At 39.1% G+C, this 23,314-nt stretch carries 19 protein-coding genes; 2 read left to right on the forward strand and 17 right to left on the reverse strand.

The features are described 5' to 3' along the window. Positions 1–6: 6 nt before the first annotated feature. The 4 genes from LVQ96_07125 to LVQ96_07140 all read right to left on the reverse strand — a co-directional run bounded on the left by LVQ96_07125 (position 7) and on the right by LVQ96_07140 (position 5,271). Positions 7–1,782 carry an ABC transporter ATP-binding protein/permease gene (locus tag LVQ96_07125; protein ID MCW6170927.1) on the reverse strand — a complete coding sequence of 592 codons (1,776 nt, stop codon included), beginning with the start codon at positions 1,780–1,782 and terminating at the stop codon, positions 7–9. Further along, positions 1,775–3,538 (reverse strand): ABC transporter ATP-binding protein/permease, encoded by a 1,764-nt coding sequence (locus LVQ96_07130; protein MCW6170928.1) that lies wholly within the window; start codon positions 3,536–3,538, stop codon positions 1,775–1,777. The genes LVQ96_07125 and LVQ96_07130 overlap by 8 nt, the downstream gene beginning before the upstream one ends. Before the next feature lie 104 nt (positions 3,539–3,642). Next, positions 3,643–4,857 carry an MFS transporter gene (locus tag LVQ96_07135; GenBank protein ID MCW6170929.1) on the reverse strand — a complete coding sequence of 405 codons (1,215 nt, stop codon included), beginning with the start codon at positions 4,855–4,857 and terminating at the stop codon, positions 3,643–3,645. Positions 4,858–4,911: 54 nt separating this feature from the next. After that, positions 4,912–5,271: a hypothetical protein gene (locus tag LVQ96_07140; GenBank protein MCW6170930.1), complete on the reverse strand. Its 360-nt coding sequence runs from the start codon at positions 5,269–5,271 to the stop codon at positions 4,912–4,914. A 183-nt stretch (positions 5,272–5,454) separates the two neighbouring features. Between LVQ96_07140 and LVQ96_07145 the strand changes: the two genes are divergently transcribed. Continuing rightward, entirely contained in the window at positions 5,455–5,832 is a 378-nt protein-coding gene (locus LVQ96_07145; GenBank protein ID MCW6170931.1) for a hypothetical protein, read from the forward strand. Positions 5,833–5,837: 5 nt separating this feature from the next. On the opposite strand, the gene LVQ96_07150 is transcribed toward LVQ96_07145, so the two are convergent. The 13 genes from LVQ96_07150 to LVQ96_07210 all read right to left on the reverse strand — a co-directional run bounded on the left by LVQ96_07150 (position 5,838) and on the right by LVQ96_07210 (position 21,149). Continuing rightward, a complete protein-coding gene (locus tag LVQ96_07150) occupies positions 5,838–6,206 on the reverse strand; it encodes a hypothetical protein (GenBank protein ID MCW6170932.1) in 369 nt (122 codons plus the stop codon). A gap of 305 nt (positions 6,207–6,511) precedes the next feature. Next, positions 6,512–7,459, reverse strand: coding sequence for a nucleotidyltransferase family protein (locus tag LVQ96_07155; protein MCW6170933.1), 948 nt, complete (start codon positions 7,457–7,459; stop codon positions 6,512–6,514). 575 nt (positions 7,460–8,034) lie between these two features. Then, positions 8,035–10,041, reverse strand: a complete 2,007-nt coding sequence (locus LVQ96_07160) for a hypothetical protein (protein ID MCW6170934.1) — start codon at positions 10,039–10,041, stop codon at positions 8,035–8,037. A gap of 211 nt (positions 10,042–10,252) precedes the next feature. Further along, a complete protein-coding gene (locus LVQ96_07165; GenBank protein MCW6170935.1) occupies positions 10,253–11,029 on the reverse strand; it encodes an NAD-dependent epimerase/dehydratase family protein in 777 nt (258 codons plus the stop codon). 55 nt (positions 11,030–11,084) lie between these two features. Continuing rightward, positions 11,085–12,863, reverse strand: a complete 1,779-nt coding sequence (locus LVQ96_07170; protein ID MCW6170936.1) for a hypothetical protein — start codon at positions 12,861–12,863, stop codon at positions 11,085–11,087. Continuing rightward, complete coding sequence (locus LVQ96_07175; protein ID MCW6170937.1) at positions 12,860–13,522, reverse strand: NADH:ubiquinone oxidoreductase; 663 nt, start codon at positions 13,520–13,522, stop codon at positions 12,860–12,862. The genes LVQ96_07170 and LVQ96_07175 overlap by 4 nt, the downstream gene beginning before the upstream one ends. Continuing rightward, positions 13,519–14,685 (reverse strand): Ni,Fe-hydrogenase III large subunit, encoded by a 1,167-nt coding sequence (locus LVQ96_07180; GenBank protein ID MCW6170938.1) that lies wholly within the window; start codon positions 14,683–14,685, stop codon positions 13,519–13,521. Before LVQ96_07180 ends, LVQ96_07175 begins: the two co-directional genes overlap by 4 nt. Further along, positions 14,672–16,012: a hydrogenase 4 subunit F gene (locus tag LVQ96_07185; GenBank protein ID MCW6170939.1), complete on the reverse strand. Its 1,341-nt coding sequence runs from the start codon at positions 16,010–16,012 to the stop codon at positions 14,672–14,674. The genes LVQ96_07180 and LVQ96_07185 overlap by 14 nt, the downstream gene beginning before the upstream one ends. Further along, positions 16,009–16,653, reverse strand: a complete 645-nt coding sequence (locus LVQ96_07190) for a hypothetical protein (protein ID MCW6170940.1) — start codon at positions 16,651–16,653, stop codon at positions 16,009–16,011. The genes LVQ96_07185 and LVQ96_07190 overlap by 4 nt, the downstream gene beginning before the upstream one ends. After that, positions 16,650–17,594 carry a respiratory chain complex I subunit 1 family protein gene (locus LVQ96_07195; GenBank protein ID MCW6170941.1) on the reverse strand — a complete coding sequence of 315 codons (945 nt, stop codon included), beginning with the start codon at positions 17,592–17,594 and terminating at the stop codon, positions 16,650–16,652. Before LVQ96_07195 ends, LVQ96_07190 begins: the two co-directional genes overlap by 4 nt. 553 nt (positions 17,595–18,147) lie before the next feature. Further along, a complete protein-coding gene (locus tag LVQ96_07200) occupies positions 18,148–18,498 on the reverse strand; it encodes a metalloregulator ArsR/SmtB family transcription factor (GenBank protein MCW6170942.1) in 351 nt (116 codons plus the stop codon). Between the two features lie 65 nt (positions 18,499–18,563). After that, on the reverse strand, positions 18,564–19,853 hold the full coding sequence (gene arsB, locus LVQ96_07205; protein ID MCW6170943.1) for an arsenical efflux pump membrane protein ArsB: 1,290 nt from the start codon (positions 19,851–19,853) through the stop codon (positions 18,564–18,566). Positions 19,854–20,567: 714 nt separating this feature from the next. Beyond that, on the reverse strand, positions 20,568–21,149 hold the full coding sequence (locus LVQ96_07210) for a hypothetical protein (GenBank protein ID MCW6170944.1): 582 nt from the start codon (positions 21,147–21,149) through the stop codon (positions 20,568–20,570). Positions 21,150–21,307: 158 nt separating this feature from the next. On the opposite strand from LVQ96_07210, the gene LVQ96_07215 reads away from it, so the two are divergent. After that, on the forward strand, positions 21,308–23,302 hold the full coding sequence (locus LVQ96_07215) for a M13 family metallopeptidase (GenBank protein ID MCW6170945.1): 1,995 nt from the start codon (positions 21,308–21,310) through the stop codon (positions 23,300–23,302). Positions 23,303–23,314 lie beyond the last annotated feature (12 nt).

The following is a 23,314-nucleotide window of genomic DNA, read 5'->3' on the forward strand; positions in this document are numbered from 1 at the left end:
ACTTGTTTATGTCTCATTCCCGAACTGTGTAGAATTCATCTTATAGAAAATGCCCTTCCTGTCGATCAATTCATCATAAGAACCTTCTTCGACAAGTTCGCCCTGATTTATGACGACTATTTTGTCAACCAGGGAAATCATGGAGAAGCGATGGGTAATCAAAATTAACGTCTTTCCATTTATAAATTTCTTCAGAGATTGAATGAGCAATTTCTCGGAAAATAGATCGATCTGAGAGGTTGGTTCGTCCAATATTAGTACTTGGGGATTTCTCAAAAATGCACGCAAAATTGAGATCGCTTGTCTCTGCCCCTCAGAAAGATTCCTTCCCATCTCCCCTACGTCGCTCTCCACACCATTCGGTAAACCTTGGAATATGTCTTGCAGGTTAAAGCGCTCTATCAGTTTTTCTACATCTTCTTTTGTTTTTTTGTCGTCATAGAATATTATGTTTTCATACACAGTTCCTTTGAAAAGCATTATATCTTGTAGAACTGGGATAACCATTTTCCTGTAATCTTTTGTTGCAATAGAAGACAAATCATTACCATTAAGGAGGATCGTTCCATTTGTTGGTGAGTAAAATTTCAATAGAAGATTGGATAGCGTTGTTTTTCCCGCACCAGTATGTCCAACGATACCAATATGTTCACCGCTTTTAATCTCTAATGTTATATCTTTTAGGGCTGGTCTATCTCCGTAAGAGAAAGTAACATCCTGAAATTCTATTTGCTTAAACGAGTCAACACGGGGGCCGTTTCCCTCATTAGCATTGTCACGGGGAAAATCCATTATGCCATATATTCGCTCAGCTCCAACCATTGCTGATTGATATGAGTTGTAAAGTTGTGAAAGTTGTGTAACAGGATCAAAGAACTCCTGAACGTATACTATGAAAGCAATAAGAATCCCGAGTGTGATAATCCCTGAGAAGACCTCCCTCGCCCCAACATATATCACAAGAGCTATCCCCAGCGCCTCGATAATTCTCAAGACAGCACCATATGAGGACGAAAGCTTGGCTGCTTTCATGTTTGCATTGAAATTGTCCTTATTCAGGGTGTCAAAATTCTCATCAGTAGGTTCTTCTACTGTAAATGACTTAATTGCCCGAATTGCGCTTATATTTTCAGCAACGTTACCTGTTATAGCAGCTATTGTTTTTCGTGTTCTAAGGTAGTTTCTTCTAACGCGATTGCGAATACCAAACGAGAATGCTATTACAACAGGCACAATGACAAGTGCATACAGAGCCAGATTGAAATCGTAATAGAACATCACTCCTATGGAGACTATAACGGTTGTGATTCCAGACAGCACCTGCGGTAATTGAAATGTAAGGAACTCACTCAGCATTTCCCCATCATTTGTTATCCTGCTTATGAGATATCCCGCCTTAACATTGGAGAAGAAACTAACGGGCACGTATTGTAGATTTTCGAAAGATTTGTCACGCATGTTCCTGACAACAGACTGAGCAAGAAATGTAGAATAGATGGTCCTGGACCTACTCGCAAAAAACTGAATTAGGTAAAGGAGAAAGAAGGCTGTACCAAAAATATATAGATCTATTATGTGCCTGTATACTACTCCATTTATGGCAAACGCAAGCGCTATCGGATACAGCGCTCCCGCACCGGCATTAATTATTATAGCAATTATAACCCTGTTGAAGTGACCTCTATAGGAAATCATATCCCGGATGAGCCTTTTTAGAGTCTTTGTTCGGTTCCGTTTATCATAACTGCTCTCGTCTATATCCCACGAAGAACCTCTAGGCATCGCCATCAACCTCCTTTATGTCTCTTGCCTCGTCAATTCGACCAGGATTAAGTAGTTGGCCCGGTTCGATGTCTTCGATGAGGTCCATGCCGTTGAGTCTCAGTATTCTGTCACAGAACTTCAACACTGAGTACCTGAGCGATATGACTACTACGGTTGTTTTGTTTAGATAAGACCTAATATTTCGAAGCATTTCTAGCTCAGTTTCCGGATCGACACTTGAGGTTGCATCATCAAGGATCAACACACGTGGATGAATGAGAATAGCACGTGCTACTGCTATTCTTTGTTTCTGGCCTCCAGAGAGGGTGACGCCTCGTTCACCGACAAGCGTATTGTATCCGTCGGAAAAATTATTAACGAATTCGGAAACCAACGATATTTCACATATGTGTTCAATCTCTTCATCACTCACATTTTTTGCTCCAAATGCAACATTTTCTTTTATTGTCCCTGAGAATATGTTTACTTCCTGGGGGACAACAGCAATAAACTTTCTGAGCGTCGAGAGGTTTACATCTTTCAGATCTACGTCACCTATGGAGATTTTCCCTTCTGTAGGATCATAAAATCTTGAGAGTAGGGAGAACAACGTCGATTTCCCAGAGGCCGTTTTTCCGGTTATCCCCAGAAATTCTCCCTCTTTAATCTCAAAATCCAGATCTTTTAGAATAAAGCGATCGCCTCTTTTGAATGATACATGGTGGAATTTTATGTCTCCATTTTCTATGGTTTTAATTCCGGAATCATGGTCTTCATCGAGATGGTTGTCGGTTATCTCATTTATCCTTTCTATTCCAGCATTTGCATTCTCAGATGTCACTATGAGCCTGCCGAGATTTCCAACTGGACCACTGATCATTCCAAAAATATTTATCGCGGCTACCAGGGAACCCAAAGAGGCGAACGAAATATACGATGTGTATCCCCCATAGATTAATACAATTGAGGAAGCAGAGGACACGACGAGAGGCATCAGGTTGTTGAAAAGGCCTCTCAGTTTTGCAACTTCTTGATATTCTTCGAAATAATCGTCAGTTTTGTTGCTGAAGCGATCTATCTCATCCTTCTCCTTCGAAAAACCTCGAACAACACGGTTTCCAACAATGTTCTCTTGAAGATATTCATTCATAGTTCCGTAATGTTCTCTTATCTTTCTCCAATGGTTTCGTTGATTATTCTGGTAAACCATTCCAAGAAATACTAATATAGGGACAATCAGAACAAATAAACCAGCATAGAGTGGTTTTAGCATGAAAAGGAGCGCAAAAGCATACAGTATCAAAAACACTGTGGGAATCAATTGGGAAAATGCGGCCTGAACAAAATTGCCGGAGACCGTTACGTCCATTGTCATCCTTGACAAGGTATCTCCTGAAGTTCGTGATTGATAGAATTCCATGTGTTTTCTGATTAACTTTGAAAACACGAGTCTTCTGAGCTTATAGGAAAAATTCTGTGTAAGGAACTGTGACCCGTAATTTACGAGGAAACTGAAAACGGCTGAAAGGGAAGAAACTAAAACTATCAGCAGTACTATGTGTTCAATTGTCACAAAACTTCCTATCTGCAAATCGGAAACTGAATCCCCAATGAATATGGGGATATATAATCTTAAAGCGCTTGTAGCAAGCGCAAATCCTATCACTAAACCTACGATGACTTTCTTGTCTTGTAAAAATTTTAAGGAGAATTTAAGCGGTCCAAGGACGTTAAAGAGTCTCCTCACTGAATATATATTATCCTTTTGTGGCACCTCTAAAAACCTCTAAAAACATTTGATTGGTTATCACGTTCCAATATTTTCATTTAGCGATTCATGCGGTTAAACTCGCTAGCGTTTTTAAAATGTAAGAGTAATCACAATTTATGCAGCACTTTATAGTATACCCATCCCCCAATTGTTTGAATAGCTCCACCAAGAATCAAGGGAAATGGTATGTATATATCCATAAGGTACCCAGACGCCCCAGAAAGTGCCTGTGGTAGTCTGCTCGCGACACCCTGAATGCTTGTGGATGCACCGTAATCCGAAGCTTCTATTCCGCTTACGTTGACAGCTGTCCTGTTCGGTGAACCAAATCCGGCTACTGCAGATCTAAATGCATATATTACTTCTGATAAGATTAGGAACGGCGACAAGGCAACAACTACAATAAGAATGCCCTGTAGAATTCTTGTCGCAGAAGCGTACTTTAACGATGATGCCCTATTTCCACTATAAAAATGGCCTGCTGCATAAGATCCTATTGCTGTGGCCAGATAAGCCCATATGAATATGAATCCAACTTGTGAAGGTGTTATCTGATACCTTAGCTCAAACCATGGGGCAATTAGTACCATGGCCAATCCAAGTCCAGATCCGTTTACTACGTTTGTAAGCACAACCCTTGCAGTGTATTTACCGCTACTCCTCTTCATGATCTTTTCCTTTTTCTTAATCACGGGCTTCTCTTTCAGGAACATTAAGCTAAGGAACGACGTAGCGATAAGCGCAAAAGCTATCCCAAACAGGAATCTGAATGCTCCAACGAATCCGTACGAAATGGAAACATATGCGTGAACATACAGCATTATTGCCCCAATAATTGATCCAGCAGAAGAAATTGCTGTAATCATTCCTATTTTTTTCACTCTATCAATATTTTGAGGCCAGTTTTTTGCAACGTATGCGGTCATTCCCGGGGAAAAAGCCCCCCGCATTCCGCCAGGCGTTCCCGCAGTTCCGGAAAGTATTATACCAATAAGGATCAAATCTCTGTTAAGTGTAAATGTCAGCACGACTGAAATGAATAAAGCAGGTATCTCTCCAACTAGGAGTGAAGTTTTAAATCCAACGCGATCCCCAAGCATTCCTATACCTACGGAGAGAACGATAGAACAGATTATGACAAAAACGTAAATTACACCAATAATGAGTATTGAATAATGGAGATAAAGCAAGTACAATGGAGACGACAATGTTATGAAAATTAGTCCTATGCTTCTTGATGCCCTAGAAACCAAGAGAAACCTGAAGCTATGGTTTATGTTCGAAGAATTATCACCTTTATCCATTCCTGACTCTTGATTCATAATCCAGAATGGTTAAATCCTTTGGATTGTATTAACTTTTTTTGACTATTTGCTCTAAGTTCTGCTGGGCTCTCTTGATTTTTTCATAGCTAAAAGTCTTTCCAGCTCTAGTATTTCTTTTTGATAGAAAAAGAGTGTAATTACCATGAGACTGGACGTATCTGAATCTTTTTTTATGTAAAGAGGAAGCACAGATTCATAAAATTTGTCGAATGAGCTTACGCTATCGTCTACGATATCGAGTCCCCTGTTGCCAGTGGACTTGTATTCATCGTGAAGGTCAAGCAGGCCGTTTTTGAAACTATTGAATATTCCCATGAGATCAGCATTATTTACATCTGTACCATCTATCTCCATCCCGTGTAGTCTGGCAAACAGATCTATTATTTCTTTTTCAGTTGTTGAAAGTGGCATTAGATATCCTAAGGATATTGATTCATTATGTTATAAAGATTATCCACTTATTAAAAACAAAACTTTTTTTTTTCAGTTGTGGTATGGTGTAGATCGGCGTTCTCCCGGAAGATAAAGATCGTATATATTGATAATGGGAATAGAATGATATAATAAACGGTATTTACTATATTGTAAAGGTAAATGAATCCATCAAAAGAATTTTGGAATAGCATTACAGATGAATTATTGACACTGGAACGGCCCTTGGTAATAAGGAAACTCGATCAGGAAGGAAACCCTATTCCAGATATTGGTGAGAGTGGGCTATTCTCAAGATCCATAGGGGAATATCATGGCCAGATTGCGGACTGGAGGGCAAGTATCCACAATAGCCAAAAAGGTATCCATGCACTTGAATACAATGATTTTTACAAGCTGCACATAGACAAATATGATCCCAAGAAGAATCCTGTAGGTCACCTACTCCACGACAGTCCCGGGACGATTATCCTCGCGCTTTTGTCCGTTCTCTTGTTTATACCGTTGCTGAGGAAACGACGTAGGCCTCCATTATTGTAACAAAATTAAGTTTCGTTATTCTCGATTTCCTTGAAGATTTGTTCGTATATGTCACCCTGGATCTCCGGAACATTCTTGGGTTTTGATGCGTTGTATATGTTCTCTTTATTATAGACCCATTGGTTAATACGCCATGAGCGTCCCTTAACAATATTGACTTCTTCCCTGTGCGTTTCCAAGAATCCATATTCCTCTAAATTATAAAAGACGTCGCGTTCAGGAGCGGAGAGAACATTGTCCAAGACGTAATCTTCATAACCAAAAAATGAAAGGATAAAGTCGCAGAGTTCCTCAATGTCTCCAGTGACCATCCCTTTCTGCCCGTAAGTGTTTTCAAGCGCCTTTATCAAAACATCTCTGGTCAAAACGGACATGGAATCTTTTCTTCATTCCTTTCAAGTAATTAATCTTTCGTCTTACGATATTCGGATTGTATGGGTATCTAAAATCTTCCATATTGAAGGTGATCGGAGATCCCTGCTTCATCAATGGTGCCCTCATCTGCCATCTAAAGGCCTTACCCTATCTTCTATTTTTTTGCTCATAAGGTGTGAATTTCCTACTGCCTGTGGGTATGTGTGCTGTGTTACTTCAATCACTGTTATTCTCTTGCTCCAAATTGACAGGCATCACAAACTAAGTGGATTTTCCGCCCAAAATGTTGTAAGGATACAAGATTTTATAATTTGCGTGATATTATAGTTTCCGCAACAGAATTGGATAGTGCTTTAAATTTCAATTCTCCTTTTGCATACGTAATCTCATTCTCTTTCAGCACCCTGTGATCCTGATTGATTAATACGCCACTGCCATAAACAACCTTGAAAATGTCATTATCACCCAAGTGGAATTCTACAGTTTCCTCCGACTTTATAAAGTAATCCGAAATCTCAAAATTTTTATCATCAACTATTGTCTTCTTATAACCCCATGTATAGTCTGTTCGATTTTTATATTCTTCTCTCACCTGCTCCATTTCCTTTTCGCTGTCAACTCCTATCCAGAAAGTGTCCTCTTTGTATGCTCCAATGAGCTTGGCTGCTGCCAGTTCTGGGAACGCTGTTCTTTCTATGTCCTTTTCAAGATACTCTCGTAAGAATACATCGAATATGCTTTTCTTTATATAATAAAGCCCTGCGTTCATGTAGTAATTTAGCAAGGGTTTTTCTTTAAAACTCCCTACTTGATCACCCAAAAGATCAACTATTCCAAAAGGGCTCCTCATCTTTATCGCGAATATCACTAGACCGTACTGCGAAGCCCTAGAAAACTCTATGAATTTTTTAAGGTTGACATCCGTGACAGTGTCACCATTTCTCAATATAATGTCTTCTTCCCCGAACGTTGATATAAGATTCCTAACAGAATATAACGTTCCCATCGGTTTTTCTTCTTTAAGATAATGCATTCTAATGCCCCTGCTCTCCTTTCCGTATCTCTCTTCAATCTTCTCGCCAAGGTGGCCAGAAAGCACATAAACGTCTTTTATTCCAACACCCGAGAAGTCAAGAAGCTGCCTGTCCATAATTGTGTATTCATCCTTTATGGTTATTAGCGCTTTAGGAATGTTGTTTGCTACAGGCCTAAGTCTCTTTCCAAATCCGCCCGCTAAAATAGCTCCAATCATTACAAGGTAAACATAATTGCTCTTTTTAATTTATGCACAAGCAAAATATATATTGTATTGTGTAAAGGGTAGAACTTCGCTAAGAATGAAATTCCTAAAGGTTCTTCCAAACCCATCCTTGTTAAATGTTGAAGAATCTGGTTGGAATTTAAACAAAATTTCATGCGTTTGCATCAGAATAAGTCGAAGTAACGTATTTATAGGTATTCCCCTAAAACTTACCAATGCTACGAGGAATTTATGGGCATTGTAACTTTGCTGATACAAGGAAGAAAATAAACACGAATTACTTTCCTTCCAAGCAATTTGGGCAAACGCAATCGTCTGATACGCTTGACAAAAAATCTCTTCTCCCCTTTGGCAAGTAAACTGAGCTGCACCAACATCCAGTTATTCCCCCACAAGTAAATTCTGTTCCACAAATGGCGCATACTTTCCTTTTGCTCATACACGAATATATTAAAAATAATTTTAAAAAGTTTGTTGTTCTGGATTTGAATCGGCAGCAATTCTAAGAGTAGTGAATCTCTTTTGTCCAACCTCAAGATAACCTACCAGTTGAAATTGAAAGATGCTCAGATTGTTGTCTTCTGATACTTGAGCGGGATGTTTGAGTACATAGCATTCAATATATAACTGCTGAGTGTTATCGTCGGGTAGCTCTTTGGCATATGAATATAATACTTAGCTTCTAAGAAATGAATGTTTATTGCAGTCCAATTTACTTCAAAAACTATTGACCATTTGGTCCGAGATGTAAAGTTAAGATATACTGGATTGAAGTATGAAGAGAAAAATTTTGTGAAACTTGCATTGTTGATATAGATCGGTGGCTCGGAGGGATTGTTTAGTCCGTTGTAGCCCCAGACACCACCGCTTAGCATAGACGAATCGATCAATATGAACATATTCGGTGTGTAATTTAACGACGTGTTGTAATACTTTCCAAGAAGTTCGGGTACTATTAGTGAGTAATTTGTTGAATTCCATAAATACCTTGTATACTCGAATGAACTGCTCTCGTTCATACCGTCGATCAAAATCCCGATCGTGTGATCCGTGGCAACACTAAAATTTTTGTTCATATGGGCAGTAGTCCAGTTTGCTGCAGCGTAATCATTCATACTAATACTCTGATTGTGTGAGGGCGTCACAGTGTTCCCTACAGTGTAAACAGTTGTTGCCGATGACAAAATGACTAAGATTAGAATTGCTGGCAGCACAATGTTCAGTTTGTATCTGCTTGATGAGTGCGCCCGTAAATAAACAACAAATCTCTTCCTTTCGTCTCTGAAAGAGTGGTTAATATTTTTCCAGGAGTATAATTCATCTTTCCACCTATTCTTATCTTTAGATTTTTTACTAAAGAGCCCCCATGATGTATCAATGATCTTATAAGATTCCAACAGGCCGAGAACGCCAATGGCCTCCACTATAGACATTGGTTCTACAAGATATTCGAAAAACCTACCCGGTAACAGAGCTAAATTTCTTGTTATGATTGAGTAGAAAAGAAATACGGACAGCGAAATGATCCAACCTAGTAGGAAAATGGAATACTTTTTGGAAGATAAAAAGACAAATCCAACTCCAATTAATTCAGCTATTCCCACGAGTGGTAAGAATACTAATATACTGGTATACGACATGAACGAGGAGTAAAACGGTATTACCGCCAGTGCAGTTCCTGCTATTATTGTTGTCACGATCACCGCAGTCTTGACAGTAATCGGTTTTCTTTCATGGCGGTAGACGGTACGATCTAAAATATTATTCAGTATACTTTTAATATTCTTTGACTGGATAGTAAATAACAATGTTAAAAGAACAAAATAAGCTGTAACAATAAGCCATGCCGGTATTCCCAGGAATCCACTCGAGATGAAAAGTATCGTCTTCGATGCTACAAAGTACCAGTATGAAAACATGGCAATTGAAAATATATATAGCGGCAAAAGGAACTTAATGGGTTCATTAATATCGTATTTGATCTTGTAAAATAAGAATATGCCTACTGTACCTACCAGATACATAAAAGTAGAAAGCTCATGGGACATAATCAGCAAGACAGATGAAACCAAGAATGGAAAAATGTAAACTTTTCTATCGATGTACTTAATTGCAAATAATACAGTCAACAGGCCAAAGAAGTGTCCAAAAACCAGTATAGAAGACATGGATGTTTGAAATGCTTGAATAGGATCTACTGCGAGGAGGAGGGCGCTTAACAAAGCAATCCTCAGATCCTTAGTTAAATATTCGGCAATGAAAAATATTAAAACAACGGTCAAACCCCCTAGGATCTGTGGAACAGTCATCAACAGTTCGCGAACGCCTATGCCTGTCATTGAACTTAGCGAGTAAATCGTAACGTACATCACAGGGAAATCGCCGTAACCAGCACCGCCCCAAGGAGAAGGAAAGGTCGTCATTACGGAACCCTTTCTTACATAGTCCTGTAAAATTGTATAATATATACCAAAATCGTTACCCCAACCATAATTTCCGAATGTTGGGATCAACCTAATCAAAATAGCAAGCAAAGCTATTAATCCTAGGTATATAAATACATTTTTTCGCATTAATATCATGAATCACTAACAAGGCTTAAAAGGTTTGCATTATATAATTGTATAGAACATTTATATAATTATAGTCTTTATTAGAGTTCATGAGGGAAAGTACACAGTTAATCGTAGTCAAATGTGACTATCGCACAATTGCTCAGTGATCCTTTTCTTCAGCATGTGTTATCTGTAAATGGTCTCGTCTACTACATTGAACGAAGAACAGCTAAGGGTTTAAACTCCTAACATATTCTTCGACTTTCTTTATTCCCTGTTCTAAAGGAGTGAAATCTTTTATTACCGGTTTGGTCGCAAATAGTGCTTCGGCTTCCTCCAGCACATAAGGTTGATATTTAACACTGATCTGTCTCCCTGTGGCCTTCTCGATCATATCAATCAGGTCATTTACTGAAGTACCTATGCCAGTCCCAACCTGATAATCGCCTGGTTCAATCTTTTCATTGGCTATTAGGTCTACCACTTTTTTCATATCTCCGACGTAAAAATAGTCCCTCTTGTGCCTGCCATCGCCGTAAACCACCGCCTCTTTACCCTCTATGGCAGCTCTAGTAAATAGGAATACTGAACCTTTCTGGCTTCCAGGGCCATAAATATTAAAAAATCTCAAAATATACGCCTTTGTGTTGTACAATTTCCTGTAAAGTTCTATCCATTGTTCGGAGTGAACTTTCGACAGAGAATATGGGTTGGTAGGCTTCGCGGAAGATCCAGAAGTAGGAAAGACGAATGTGGATCGGTCCTTTCTCGCTTTATCAAGGAAGCGTAATGTTAGCGCTAAGTCGTCGTCAAAGTACTCATATGGCATCTCTATAGACTTTCTTATTAGTCCCCTGGCGGCCATATGAATTATTAGGTCAAAATGTCCTTGTGGAAGCTCATCACCTATGTCCATCCCAGATACTTCATAGTCGTTATTCTTTGTTAAGTAAGAGAAAATATGACCTCCTATGAAGCCCTTGTGGCCTGTTACTAAAATCCTCATTGTGCCATGATTGATTGTATTCTATTAAATTGTTCCTTGAAACGATTTTACTCGACTAAAAGAATAGCACTGAAATCAATAAAACAACCATAAAAGCGACGATCATATAGACCATATACCAGCCGACTGAACTGTTCATAAATCCTCTAGTAATCAGTCTACAAGCTCTGCGGTAGTTTATACCAACGACTATCATTGATGACCAAAAGACATCTACTACAGAAAGATTATGACCATATGTGTCTGTTTTTGTTCTCAGTATTTTTTTAAGCATTATCTTTATGTTACCGGAATATGCAAAAGAAGTGTATGGTGGCGAAACTGGAGATCCCCCATTCCACGCTGGCGCGATTCTGGTCTCGGGTCCCCTGAAAATCGCATACGCTACGAGCGAAAATACCGATATCAACAAAATAACGTAATCCGGAGAAATCAAACCGAAATCTCCGGCACCGAATCTACTTTCGATCATGAGGCCTTTAAACACGAGAACGGACGGTATTCCTGAAAGAAATAATTGCGGGACTATCAAAACTGATAATGCGAAAAGTGCTACAACCGCCAGACCCACGAAGAAAACAACGAAAGACTGTAGTTTCTCTGGATTTCCTACCTGTCTTCTGAACAAATTTGTAAAGAAGAAAATCTTAAGCATCGCGCCAGTCACCATACCTTCTGACACAGCTATTATCGAACCCGATATTATCGCGACTATTCCGGTATAGCCTCCAATGAAAGCTTGCATGAAGAACGATTCTAAGAGCATCCAAACAGCTAAGCCTCCAATTGTGGGAAACAGTCCGGAAAGAGAAATTATGCTCAACATGGTTCCAGCTCTTCCAAAGATGTTATTTTTGGTTCTCACTTGACTGAAGTACTCGCCTGAAGAGTTTCCCACGGCCAGGAAGAGACCGGTCTTCGAGAGCGAATGTGAAAATGTGAATATTATTATCGTTACTAGTACAAATTGCTTAAGCAAAGCGTCTGAGGAAATCAGGAAGAGCCCGAATGCGGATAAAATTGCTGCCTGGTTCTCTATTGTACTGAAGCCGCCAAGCATCTTCATGTTTTCAGAGATATATGCGTATATTGACGCAAAGAATATTGATATACCACCAATGACAAGAAAGATCAATCCTACGTAATACAACCCCGGACTTCCTACACTGATTTCTACCAATCTGAAGATAATGTATACACCCATAACCGTCATTGTTGCACTGAATATTGCAGAGGCACTTGCTGGCGCACTCCCGTGTGCTATAGGCAGCCATTCGCTTATCAAAAAGGGAGTCATGCCCATTTTTATGAGTGCCCCAAATCCGATTAAAATAAGAGGGATTGCGCTGTGCAAAGATGCGAATGCGAATGTCGTAAATCCCGATAATGAAAATGCATACAGAATTCCCGCAATGAGGAATATGGTACTTAACTCACTAAAGACCATAAATGTGAAAGCGGCGGGCGAATCTCGTTTGTTAAGTGCTATGATCAAGTAAGATGGAATAGACATAACCTCCCATCCCACAATGAGGAGTACGTAATTGTTGGCAGTTAAGATCACAAACATACCCAGTATTGTTACCGATAGGAGCGAGGGTAACCACTTCCCATAGCTTTCTCCATAAGACAGTGAATATATGCCAACTATTATCCATACAATGGATACTATTAACGAAAAGTATGTAATTTCATTTCCAGGTTGGAACTGTAGATACCCGAATATAATCGATCCTGTCACTATAAGGAGATAGGCAATTTTCTTGTTAATTAAAGAGAAGATAGCTGAGAGCCCAAAGATAACCAATGGTAAATACTGCAAGTCTGGTATCAATTTGTTCCACTCCCGGAGTTCTCTTTCAAACTATTATCTCCTTTCTTTGCCTCTAGAAGCGCTTTCAATACGGTATATGGCGAAGGTGGACACCCAGATATAAGGGCGTTATATCGCTCCTTTGGCAAAGGAGGATTACCAAGAATACCACCGCTGAGTGCGCAGGCGCCAAGGCCGATTACGAGCTTCGGTTCTGGCATAGCCTCGTATGCAAGTTCTAGAGCCTTTTTCATTCCATCAGTCATTACGCCCATGACAACAAGAGCATCTGCGTGTCTTGGCGTATTCGTCATGAATATGCCCAGTCGATTTGCATCGTATTGCGGTGAGAACAAGTTGAAGAATTCCATGTTGCATCCACTGCATGAACCAGTATCAATTGGAAAAACATAGAAAGATCGCTTGAATACGATTTCACTCCTTGAAATATAAAAAAGATTTTGATCTCCATTGGGGTGATAATTTGGAAGACATCTTCTGCAAAAAATACATTTTTCACTGTCCCATTTCTCATTTTTTATAGCGTCAGTTGGGCATTCAGCCTCTCCGCTGCCATAAATCCTAGAGGGCCACAATGGTGGGCTTTCCTCGTGGCTATATGGGAATTTTTCAGTCTTGATCCCTTTCTTGATCCCATTTAGAAACCAGAGATTACTCATTGAAACAGCACCGCCGCTTCAGAGATCCATATGCCAAAACTCTCCCAATTGAAATGGAAATCCGTAAATATATTGCCGATCATTGATCTTTTGAACGCATTTATATTGGGAATGGAAGGGGAGGACAATTCTATGCGATCAATTGTGTTATTAAGAATCTTCACATAGTAAAATAGATCACCTTGAGGGCTTTCTATTCTTGCCGCTCCCTCGCCATCTGAATTTTGAGGAAAATTAACGTCATCTTTTTGATCCTTTGGTTTTATGGACACAACTAGGTCTATGGAATCCAATATCTCCATGCTTCTTACGTAAAACCTGCCGAATGCATCTGGCTCATCAAATATTACTGGCTCAAAACCCATGTTTTCGTAAGGTAAGGTTTTTGAATCTGTACGAGCGTCAACTCTATGTCCTGCTGCACGCGCTGCCGGGCCGATTAATTCATTGGTGTCTATTACTCCATTGTTCTGTAGTCTATTGAGGAATATCCTCGACTGCAACAGACTCTTAAAGATATCACTAAACTCTTTCCTGAGATCAAGCAGTTCATCGCTTACGTCATTGATACGAAAAGTTGCCGTGCCTATGCCGTTTGAGGAAAACATGTATCTATGGCCGGATAGGTTCCCAATTATCCTGGAGAGCTTCTCCTGTAAGTACGCTATTTGATTATGTGGTACACCAAATCCCGCAGGTTCACACATACGTTTTATTACCTCAAGATTGCTTCGGATTCTTTCGAGTTCGATCATCGCTATTCGTCTTTCTTTGGTTAGGTCGGATACCTCTATATCCAGGGCATCCTCAATGGCTGAACAGAAAGCTATTGAATGGCTTGCAGAATGATATGCATTTATCCTTTCTATTCTTAAAAGGGCATCTGCCGGTTTAAGGCCATTTACAGTTATTCTTCTTAACTTTACTTCTGGATCTACGTCTATTCCCTTAATGACTTCCCCAGGCGTGTGTATATTAAACAACACAGATTCTAAGAGACCTCCGGTTGAAGGCCCATATAAGAAACCAAATTCTCCGGGCAGTTCTTTATAATTTTCCTTTAACGATTCGGTTTTATTAGCTATCGTATTTTCTGTGATTCTGTGATAGGCCGTTTCCCCAACGTATCTTCCTGAAAACTCTCCAAATTTATACCACTGCACTGTACATCACCATATAAACAATACCGATAACTATCGGGACAATAGAGGAAAAAAGGGAAATAGCAGGCATCAGCTTGTTCTCTTCCTTGTAATCAGAAGAACCGTGGAAAAGCATTGAGCTAACGTTATAATTCATGGATATGAATGCAGCAGCAACAGCAATAGCAACAATAATAAACGCTGCGTATTGATGTTCCTGCAGGAGACCAGCAAATATGAGGAATTCACCGAAGAATGTGCCAAAAGGAGGGGCACCTGTTACGGCGAGAGAGGAAAGGAGTAATGAGGATGAGGTAACCGGCATCGATCTGTAAATTCCTCCTACGTCGAGGATCTTGCTTTTGCCAGTAAAGCGTAGGATATTCCCGGAAGAATAGAAAGCTCCTGCTTTACCAAAGCTATGTGAAATCAACAGAAGAACGGCTCCAACGACACCGAAGGTTCCTCCAATAGCAAAACCCAAGAGAGCAAGATTCATATTCTCCATTGTTGAGTATGCAAACATCCTCTTATAGCGCGTCTGATACCCTAAAAATATAGACGCTGCAACTATGGAAACAACTGCAAACCATACGTACAGATCTCTTATCGGATCAATCTGATATACCCGGTATAGCACGTACAGTGCAGTTGGCAATAAAACTCCAGAAAACATGGCACTTACAGGTGATGGCGCTTCACTGTGGGCATCGGGTAACCATGTATGCACTGGGAAAACACCAACTTTAGTTCCGAATCCAATCAGTGCTATTGCAACCGCGACGATAATCATCTTTGAATGAACATGTGAGATTATAGCTGTCGAAACCTGCAATGTTCCTAACGAGTAATATATCAGAATCACTGAAAAAAAGGCAAAAGCTACACCTGCCGATACTATTATGATGTATCTCCAAGTAGCTTCCAGAGAAGTGTCTGTCTTTTTTGCTATCAATAAAAGCGCTGACGATATTGTAGTTGCTTCTATACCTACCCACATCAGGCCGTAATTGTTTATCACCAGTGTGAAGAGCATAGAAACTGTAAACAGGTCCATGAGCATGTAATAATTATTATTTCGTATGCCCATTTTTGTTCCTTTTAGGTAGGCAGGTGAATAGACTAGCGATAGAACATAGATGGATAATACCATTAAAATGAAAATTATTGTGATATTATCTATGAAGAATATACCAAATGGCGGTCTGTAAAAATAAAGTAACATGGTTAGAATCAGGTCAATTATCCCAGCTGCAACGGAAGCATACTGTATTCTCAGTTTATAGAATAGAATGGAAACTGCAGGTATAATTACCATAACTATGACTATGGATTCTCCAAGATTCATCCTTTCAGTTCCTCCATTCTTTCATGATGCAACTTTTCAATAGCTACTATTGAAGATATAACTACGAGCGCTAGAACGTCCAGGAACACACTAGCCTCGATTATTATCGGGATCGGAAGAAGGAAGATAGCGAAAAGAACTAGGGCATTTTCTTCTTCCACGTATCCTATTATCTGGGTAAAAGTGGTTTTTCTCGAAGCAATCAAAAATAGTCCCTGAAAAAAAAGCATTAAAGGAAAAACAAGAACCGTAGAATCCCCAACAAAACTGTGGAGTGTTATGCCAGAAAATATGACAGAATAAATTAGGATCACCGAGACCACTATAAAAATCAGGTCCACAAGGAAAAGGTAAGGGACATTTACTCCCTTTTCGTATAGGTATTTTTTTGATTCAGGCACTTTCCTCTCTAGAAAAAAATTAACAAGGAATGCTCTCATTGCTATTATTAAGATACCCAATATGAAAAAATCAAGAGATTTTTCAACAAACCCCATTATGAATGCTATTACGGCTATTAGAACAGATTGAACGGATTGCCCCCTTATCATCGATATGACAAACTCCTGTCCCTGAATGTAAAATGCGGAAATGGCGACGAATGCCGATAGCAAGTATATTATCGGAGCAATGGAGATCACATGATCACCTCAGAGAAAATCAGGAACAGGATTGAAAAAGTGAAGGCAGCTGCAAGGTAGTCGATCACTCTGAACAATCTTAGTTTTGCAAGAGTGGTTTCAACAATTAACACTATGACTATCAGCAGTAGCCACTTAACAAACATAACCGGCATATCCAAAAGGAAGTATGGATACCCAGAAAAAAGTCCCCAAGGAACAAAGAATACATTTAGAAACACTGCTCCAAGAAGATATTGCTTTATATATGAAGACCACTTGTTTATCGCAAGAAGTTTTCCACTGTATTCATAGTTTAAAGCTGCATCTATCATTCCAAGTTCTTGAAGACCCTCGCTCTCAATTGGTATCTTTCCAGTTTCGTATAAGAATATCATGAAGAATGCAAGTGACGAAAAGACATGAGTCAGGGATATCAATGAAACTGGATAGGAGATCAGATATCCATTTGTAATGTAAGGATCATCTGTTCCGGTTAATAAGGCAACAGCAATGAATACGGTTATTAGCGTTCCCTCGGAAAGAAACGTGAAAGAGGCGCTTCTAGTAATACCGAGTGCAACAAAATTGCTGTTAGAATCCATTGCAGCGGACATCTTTAAAAATCCAGCGAATGAGAAGAGAATAGCTCCACCCAGGAAATCAGCAGAGGCCGTAAAAAATATTGGAACCGGGATAACGACCGGAATTATTAGGGCAATAAGAGAATACGTTCCAAAAGCAATATACGGAAGATACCGGAATAAAAGACCGGAACCTTCGGGAATTATTGTGGTTTTATTAAGTAACTTGAAAATGTCATAATATGGCTGGAATATGCTTGGCCCTTTGCGTGATTCAACGCGTGCTTTTAAAGTTGCTAGAATTCCAGCGTACAAGGGAGCTGTGAGTACTAAGAAAAAATATTGCGTGATAGTTTCTGTCAGAGTAACTAGGTACATTATGAATCACCAAACACAGCTAGGCGTTATCAGCCAGCTGAAGCCAGCGATTCACACTGTGGAAACGCCATTCCACACTTGGTCGATGATATTTCAGATTTATTTAAATGTTAGTGGTTCTCTCATAATCACGATACCATAATGTTTCGGGCATACAACATATAAAATTTGAATCTAAAGAGGCTATAGTTGATAATATCTGGGGGTAGAATTCTAAAATTTTCTGGAAGCATTATCTGAGTCTTTTTAAATGTGTTTAAAGACAATAGTATGATTTTTTTCTAGCTTACCTTGGTACGCGCAAGGACGGGAAGGCCGAGACATGGAAGCAAGTAGACTGGAAATGGATTTTAAAGTGGATTTATTTTAAATATAAAAAATGTTTAGGTATTATTAACATTTGAGGGCGCATAATGTATCAATATTGGTCTATATAAATAGCGGATGATCCGTTAGTTTTCGAGAGTATCCTTCTACCTATTTTTGATATCTACAATGTCAAAAGAGAACTGGCTCTAAAAATAATTATAATTGCATTTAGGGCATCAAAGGTTCATCGCTCTACTGTTTCTTCTAATTTGTAAAAATCTCCCAACTCTTTCAAGAATGCCAGCACATATGAATAATTTTTATTGATACTATAGTATGTGTATTTGCCTCTCTCGGTTTTTTTCAAAAACCCCGTGTGATAGAGTTTTTGAAGATGAAGCGTAACGCTTGACTGGGAAAGATTCAATACAGGTTCTAGATCGCAAGCGCATAATTCCCCATATTTATCAAGCTCAAGAAGAATTGCTATCCTATACTTGTTTGCAAGAGCATTGATACCTTCTTGCAAGTTTTCGTATGCGTCAGCATGTATTGGTGGCAATTTCTTGACAGGGCAGCCTACTTTATCTGTCATTACGTTTTTCTCCAGATATTGTTATTTCTGTCTTATTAATAGTGTTTTGCTTCCTCTCCCGGAGACTAGATAATCATTACTATCCAAAGGGCAAGTAGCGTAAGTGTTAGCACAGGCAACGCAATGAGGAATCCTACCTTCATGTAGTAGCCGTAACTTATGTTTATACCACCTTTCCTCTGAAGGGTGTATATCCACAGCATGGTTGCAAGGGATCCTATTGGTGTAAACTTTGGGCCTATGTCGTTTCCTATAACATTTGTGTAAATCAGATAATTTGGATAACTCGTTATATGGGATATTGAAAGAGCACCTATTAGAACGGAGGGCATATTATTCATTCCAGCGGCCATGGTTCCAAAGAAATATCCTGAAAGTATCGCAGGTATCGGACCAGGGAATCTCAAGATATCCACAATAATCATTGCTATTATGTTAGTTAATCCTTCACGGCCCATACCAAAGACGATCAGATACATCCCAAATGAAAAGATAACGATCTGCCATGGGGCTTCCTTGAGTATCTTAGGTATATCAATACTTGATTCGAATTTTGTCAACAACAGAAGAAAAATGGCAGCCGCCGAAGCAATAAACGCGATGGGAATGGAATACATACTTCCAATAGCATATGCTGCTATGAGAATAATGATGATCGGTAGCGCCGCTTTGAATATCTTTGACTCTCTTATAGCAGACTTTGGATCTCCAAGTGCAATCCAATCGTAGGATCTTGGAATAGAATGTCTGTAAAATAACAGGAGAAGCGAAAGAGACGCAAGTATTGAAATTATGTCTGGGAAAATCATTATTTTTGTATAGCCAATAAAGTTAAGCTTGAAGTACGTCAAACTAACTATATTTACTAGGTTGCTTACAGGAAGAGGAAGACTGGCAGAATCTGCAATAAATCCTGTTGCCATAATAAATGGAATGATGTATTTCTTTTCAACCTTCAACCGGTACAGCATGGAATACACAATTGGAGTGAGGAGCAACGCTGTGCCATCGTTGGCGAATATTGCAGATATCATTGCACCAAGAATCACTATAAAGACAAAGAGCAAAACCCCATTTCCTTTAGCGAACCTTGAAATCCTAATTGCGGCGTATTCAAAGATGCCTGCCTCGTCAAAGATCAAAGAGATAATTATTATTGCAACAAATGTAAAAGTTGCATTCCAGACAATTCCCCAGACTTCTAATACGTTTGACAGGGTTATAATTCCGAGAAAGTAACTCAGGACTGCACCTATCAAGGTCCAGTATCCTACTCCCACATGTTTTGGATTCTTCAGGACCAGAATGAGTGTGGCTACAAAAATAAGTATGGAAATTAAAAAATAAATTGTCATACTATAATTTACCAACTATGCATTAGTCCAATAGTCTGTCGGTTAAGTGATTTCTTATGGCACAGAACTCAGATCTCTTATAATACACTCTAATCATTCCGCTATATTCTTTGTGGTTTTCACTATGGTTCCAGGATCTGATCCGTTTTCCGATCGAATATTATATAAAATTCTCATTCCTTCTATACAATGATCATAATCATTCATAATTACATTCCCTGTTGTGCTTTAAAGCAAATTATACTGTCATATTTAGATATTACGATATGATTATCACCCCCTCACGATTCTTGCAAAAGGTCGTTTGATTAATGATATATTGAATAACTTCATCTCAATTGTAAAGATATATTCAGTTGTTCTCGTCAAGGCTTTATTCCTCGCCGAAAAATATAAAATTTAGGTTTGTGTGAAAAACTGTGTTGGCTCTATGTTATATATTTTTAGGACTCTGACGACCTTGAAGTTATAATCTGAAACTGCAAAATCTTGTAAATTTTGGAACTTCGGGTTACAAATATTTGTGGTTGCTGTAGCAATAAATGTAATAATTCTATTTATTCGCACAAGTACCAAGAAGCTTGATGTGTTGATAAGAAACAAGGAACAGACATAGCCCTTAACCAGTAAACTTTGTTGAAAACATTCGGTTTGGAATACCACTAAAAAGTAATGGATTATGATATCACGATCTCTTGAGATTAGAAAGACAAGTTAAGATTTTATTATTCCAGTGGCCTTTAATTCGATCTTTTCTTTAAAAGCTTTAAAATTCCTATCGCTCTGTTCTTCGCGAACACCCTTAGATTCCCAGAATTTTTTGAAAAAATACGCCAGATTGAAAGGGTCAGGACTCATGTAATCAAGATTTGCTTTGACGAAGTTAGCCATTTCCTTAGCCAGTTTGTCAGGGTCTTGAGCTATTAATTCAGAAACACCAAGTTTATGTTCATCCGAAACGCTTGGAGCTGAGGAAATTTCATGGCCAATTGCTTGGGACAAATCCTGATCTATAAGAAAAACATTTAAAAATCCCTCAATAATAAATCCGACAGCAGCTGGTTCGGTAGACTCTGGAGTTTCAGGGTTTTCATTTTCCGGATGCAAAGGTGTATATGTATAAATCACTCGTTTATCCAGTGATTTCGCAAAATCAAGGAATTTATAAACATCGGTCCCACTCCATACCAAGACGTGTTCAGAATCCTTTTTAAATAGATATTTTGAGGGATAAACAAGAAAATTTTTGTTCAGATATCCGATCAAATCCTTCTTGTTGTCTTTATCAATGGCCATACTTAGTAATCCAATACCAAGTATTTAAATTTAGCAAAAAAATATCTTCGCAGATTTGAGGAGGAGAAGTGAAGAAGGATTCCTCTCGTTGCAAGATTCCGGGATAGTTCCTTGCTGACATAACTAAAAATTTAATAATTTTGGTTCTCTGGGGTCTGATGAATAAAAATACAGAAAACAAAGAAACACGTCCAGAAGCTCCAAAGTTCTCTTTGGAATACATGGATTTTGAGAAAAACCCGTTCACGGATTTCTATGGTTATGCGTGTGGAAATTGGATGAATACTCACGCAATCCCTGAAGATAAAACGAGATGGGGTGCGTTCAACGAACTAATAGAACGAAATACATACATTCTTCGTGATATCCTTGAGGAATGCTCCAAAGATACTGGTAATTCAAGATCAAGTGTTAAGGATTTCCTCGGCAAGTTCTATATTTCAGCAATGGATGAGAGCACAATTGAAAGACTTGGATTTTCCCCTATAAACGATCTGATGACAATGGTCGATAGCATAAAGTCAATTGAAGATATGAAAAAAGTTATCCCCTACCTTCACTCAATAGGCATTCCATGTTTTTTTGATTTTTATGCTGAACCTGATGAGAAAAATAGCGAATATTACGCTCTGCATATTTATCAAGGCGGTATATCTTTACCTGACAGAGAATACTACCTCGCCAATTCTTTTTCTAAGTTGAGGGAAGAATATGAAAAGCACATTCAGAAGATGTTTCTGCTTTTTCGTCCATCTTTTGGAAACGTAGCATCACACTCTAGTACGGTTGTTAGGATTGAGAGGTTTCTGGCTCAAAATTCCAGGGCACGCGCAGATTTACGAGACGCTGAAAGGAATTACAATAAGATGAACTTAGAAAATCTAAGCAGTAAATACAAGCTTATCGACTTAAGGGATTACATCGTCTCATTAAAAGTACCAAAAGTTCAGGAAGTCATAATAGGCCAGCCAGAGTTCTTTGAGGCACTTGATAGCCTATTCCTAAACGAAGGGATTGAAAATTTGAAGATATACCTGATCTGGAAAATCTTAAATTTTTCTGCCCCATATATACATTCTGCAGCTTACAATGAGCATTTCGAATTTTTCAACAAAAAATTGCTCGGACAGGAGAAACCGGAACCTAGATGGAAGCGCTCAGTTTCTATAATCGACGCACTTGTCGGCGAAGCCCTTGGGCAACTCTATGTCGAAAGAGAATTTGGGGAATCAGCCAGACGGCGAATGGGAGAACTCGTCGAAGATATCAAATCGGTATTTCTAGAAAGGCTTAGAACAGTCGAGTGGATGAGCGAAACAACCAGACAAAAGGCTGTCAATAAATTTAAAAAATTAAGGACAAAGATTGGTTATCCTAAACGCTTCAGGGATTATTCATCCATAGAGATTCTTAAGGATGATTTCTTTGGCAATGTTTTAAGATCCATTAATTTTGAGGTCAGAAGGCAATTGGATCGTGTAGGCTCTTCTGTCGATAAAGACGAATGGCTCATGTCCCCTCCTACTGTGAACGCTTATTTTAACCCTACAGAGAATGAGATAGTGTTTCCAGCTGGAATTCTTCAACCGCCATTCTTTGACGATGAAATAGACGATGCAGTAAATTATGGCGCTATTGGAGCAGTAATATCTCATGAAATAACCCATGGCTTTGATGATCAGGGAAGACGGTTTGACGCAAATGGAAATTTAAACGAGTGGTGGACAGAAGAGGATATTGAAAAGTTCACAGAGAGAGCAAAGAAGGTTGTTGAGCTATATTCTTCACAGGAGATATTTCCAGGCGTACACATTAATGGTGAACTGACGCTGGGAGAGAACATTGCTGATCTGGGGGGCATAAGCATAGCGTTTGAAGCCTTTCAGCGGCATAAAGCGCGCGATCCAACTACATCAACAGAAACTGAAGGCATGACACCGGAGCAGCGATTTTTCATATCATATGCACAAATATGGCGAGCAAATGTACGTGAGCAGGAAGCTAGGCGGTTGATTACTATAGATCCGCATTCCCCGGACAAGTTCCGCGCCATAATCCCGGCCACCAATCATGAAGCCTTCGAGAACGTTTTTGGATCATCTTATAGGCCTCCTGTTACCACACAGGTAAGTGAAAAGGTGAAAGTTTGGTAGATACAGGGGATC

The sequence above is a fragment of the Thermoplasmatales archaeon genome, assembly GCA_026127925.1.
Lineage (GTDB): Archaea > Thermoplasmatota > Thermoplasmata > Thermoplasmatales > Thermoplasmataceae > JAKAYB01.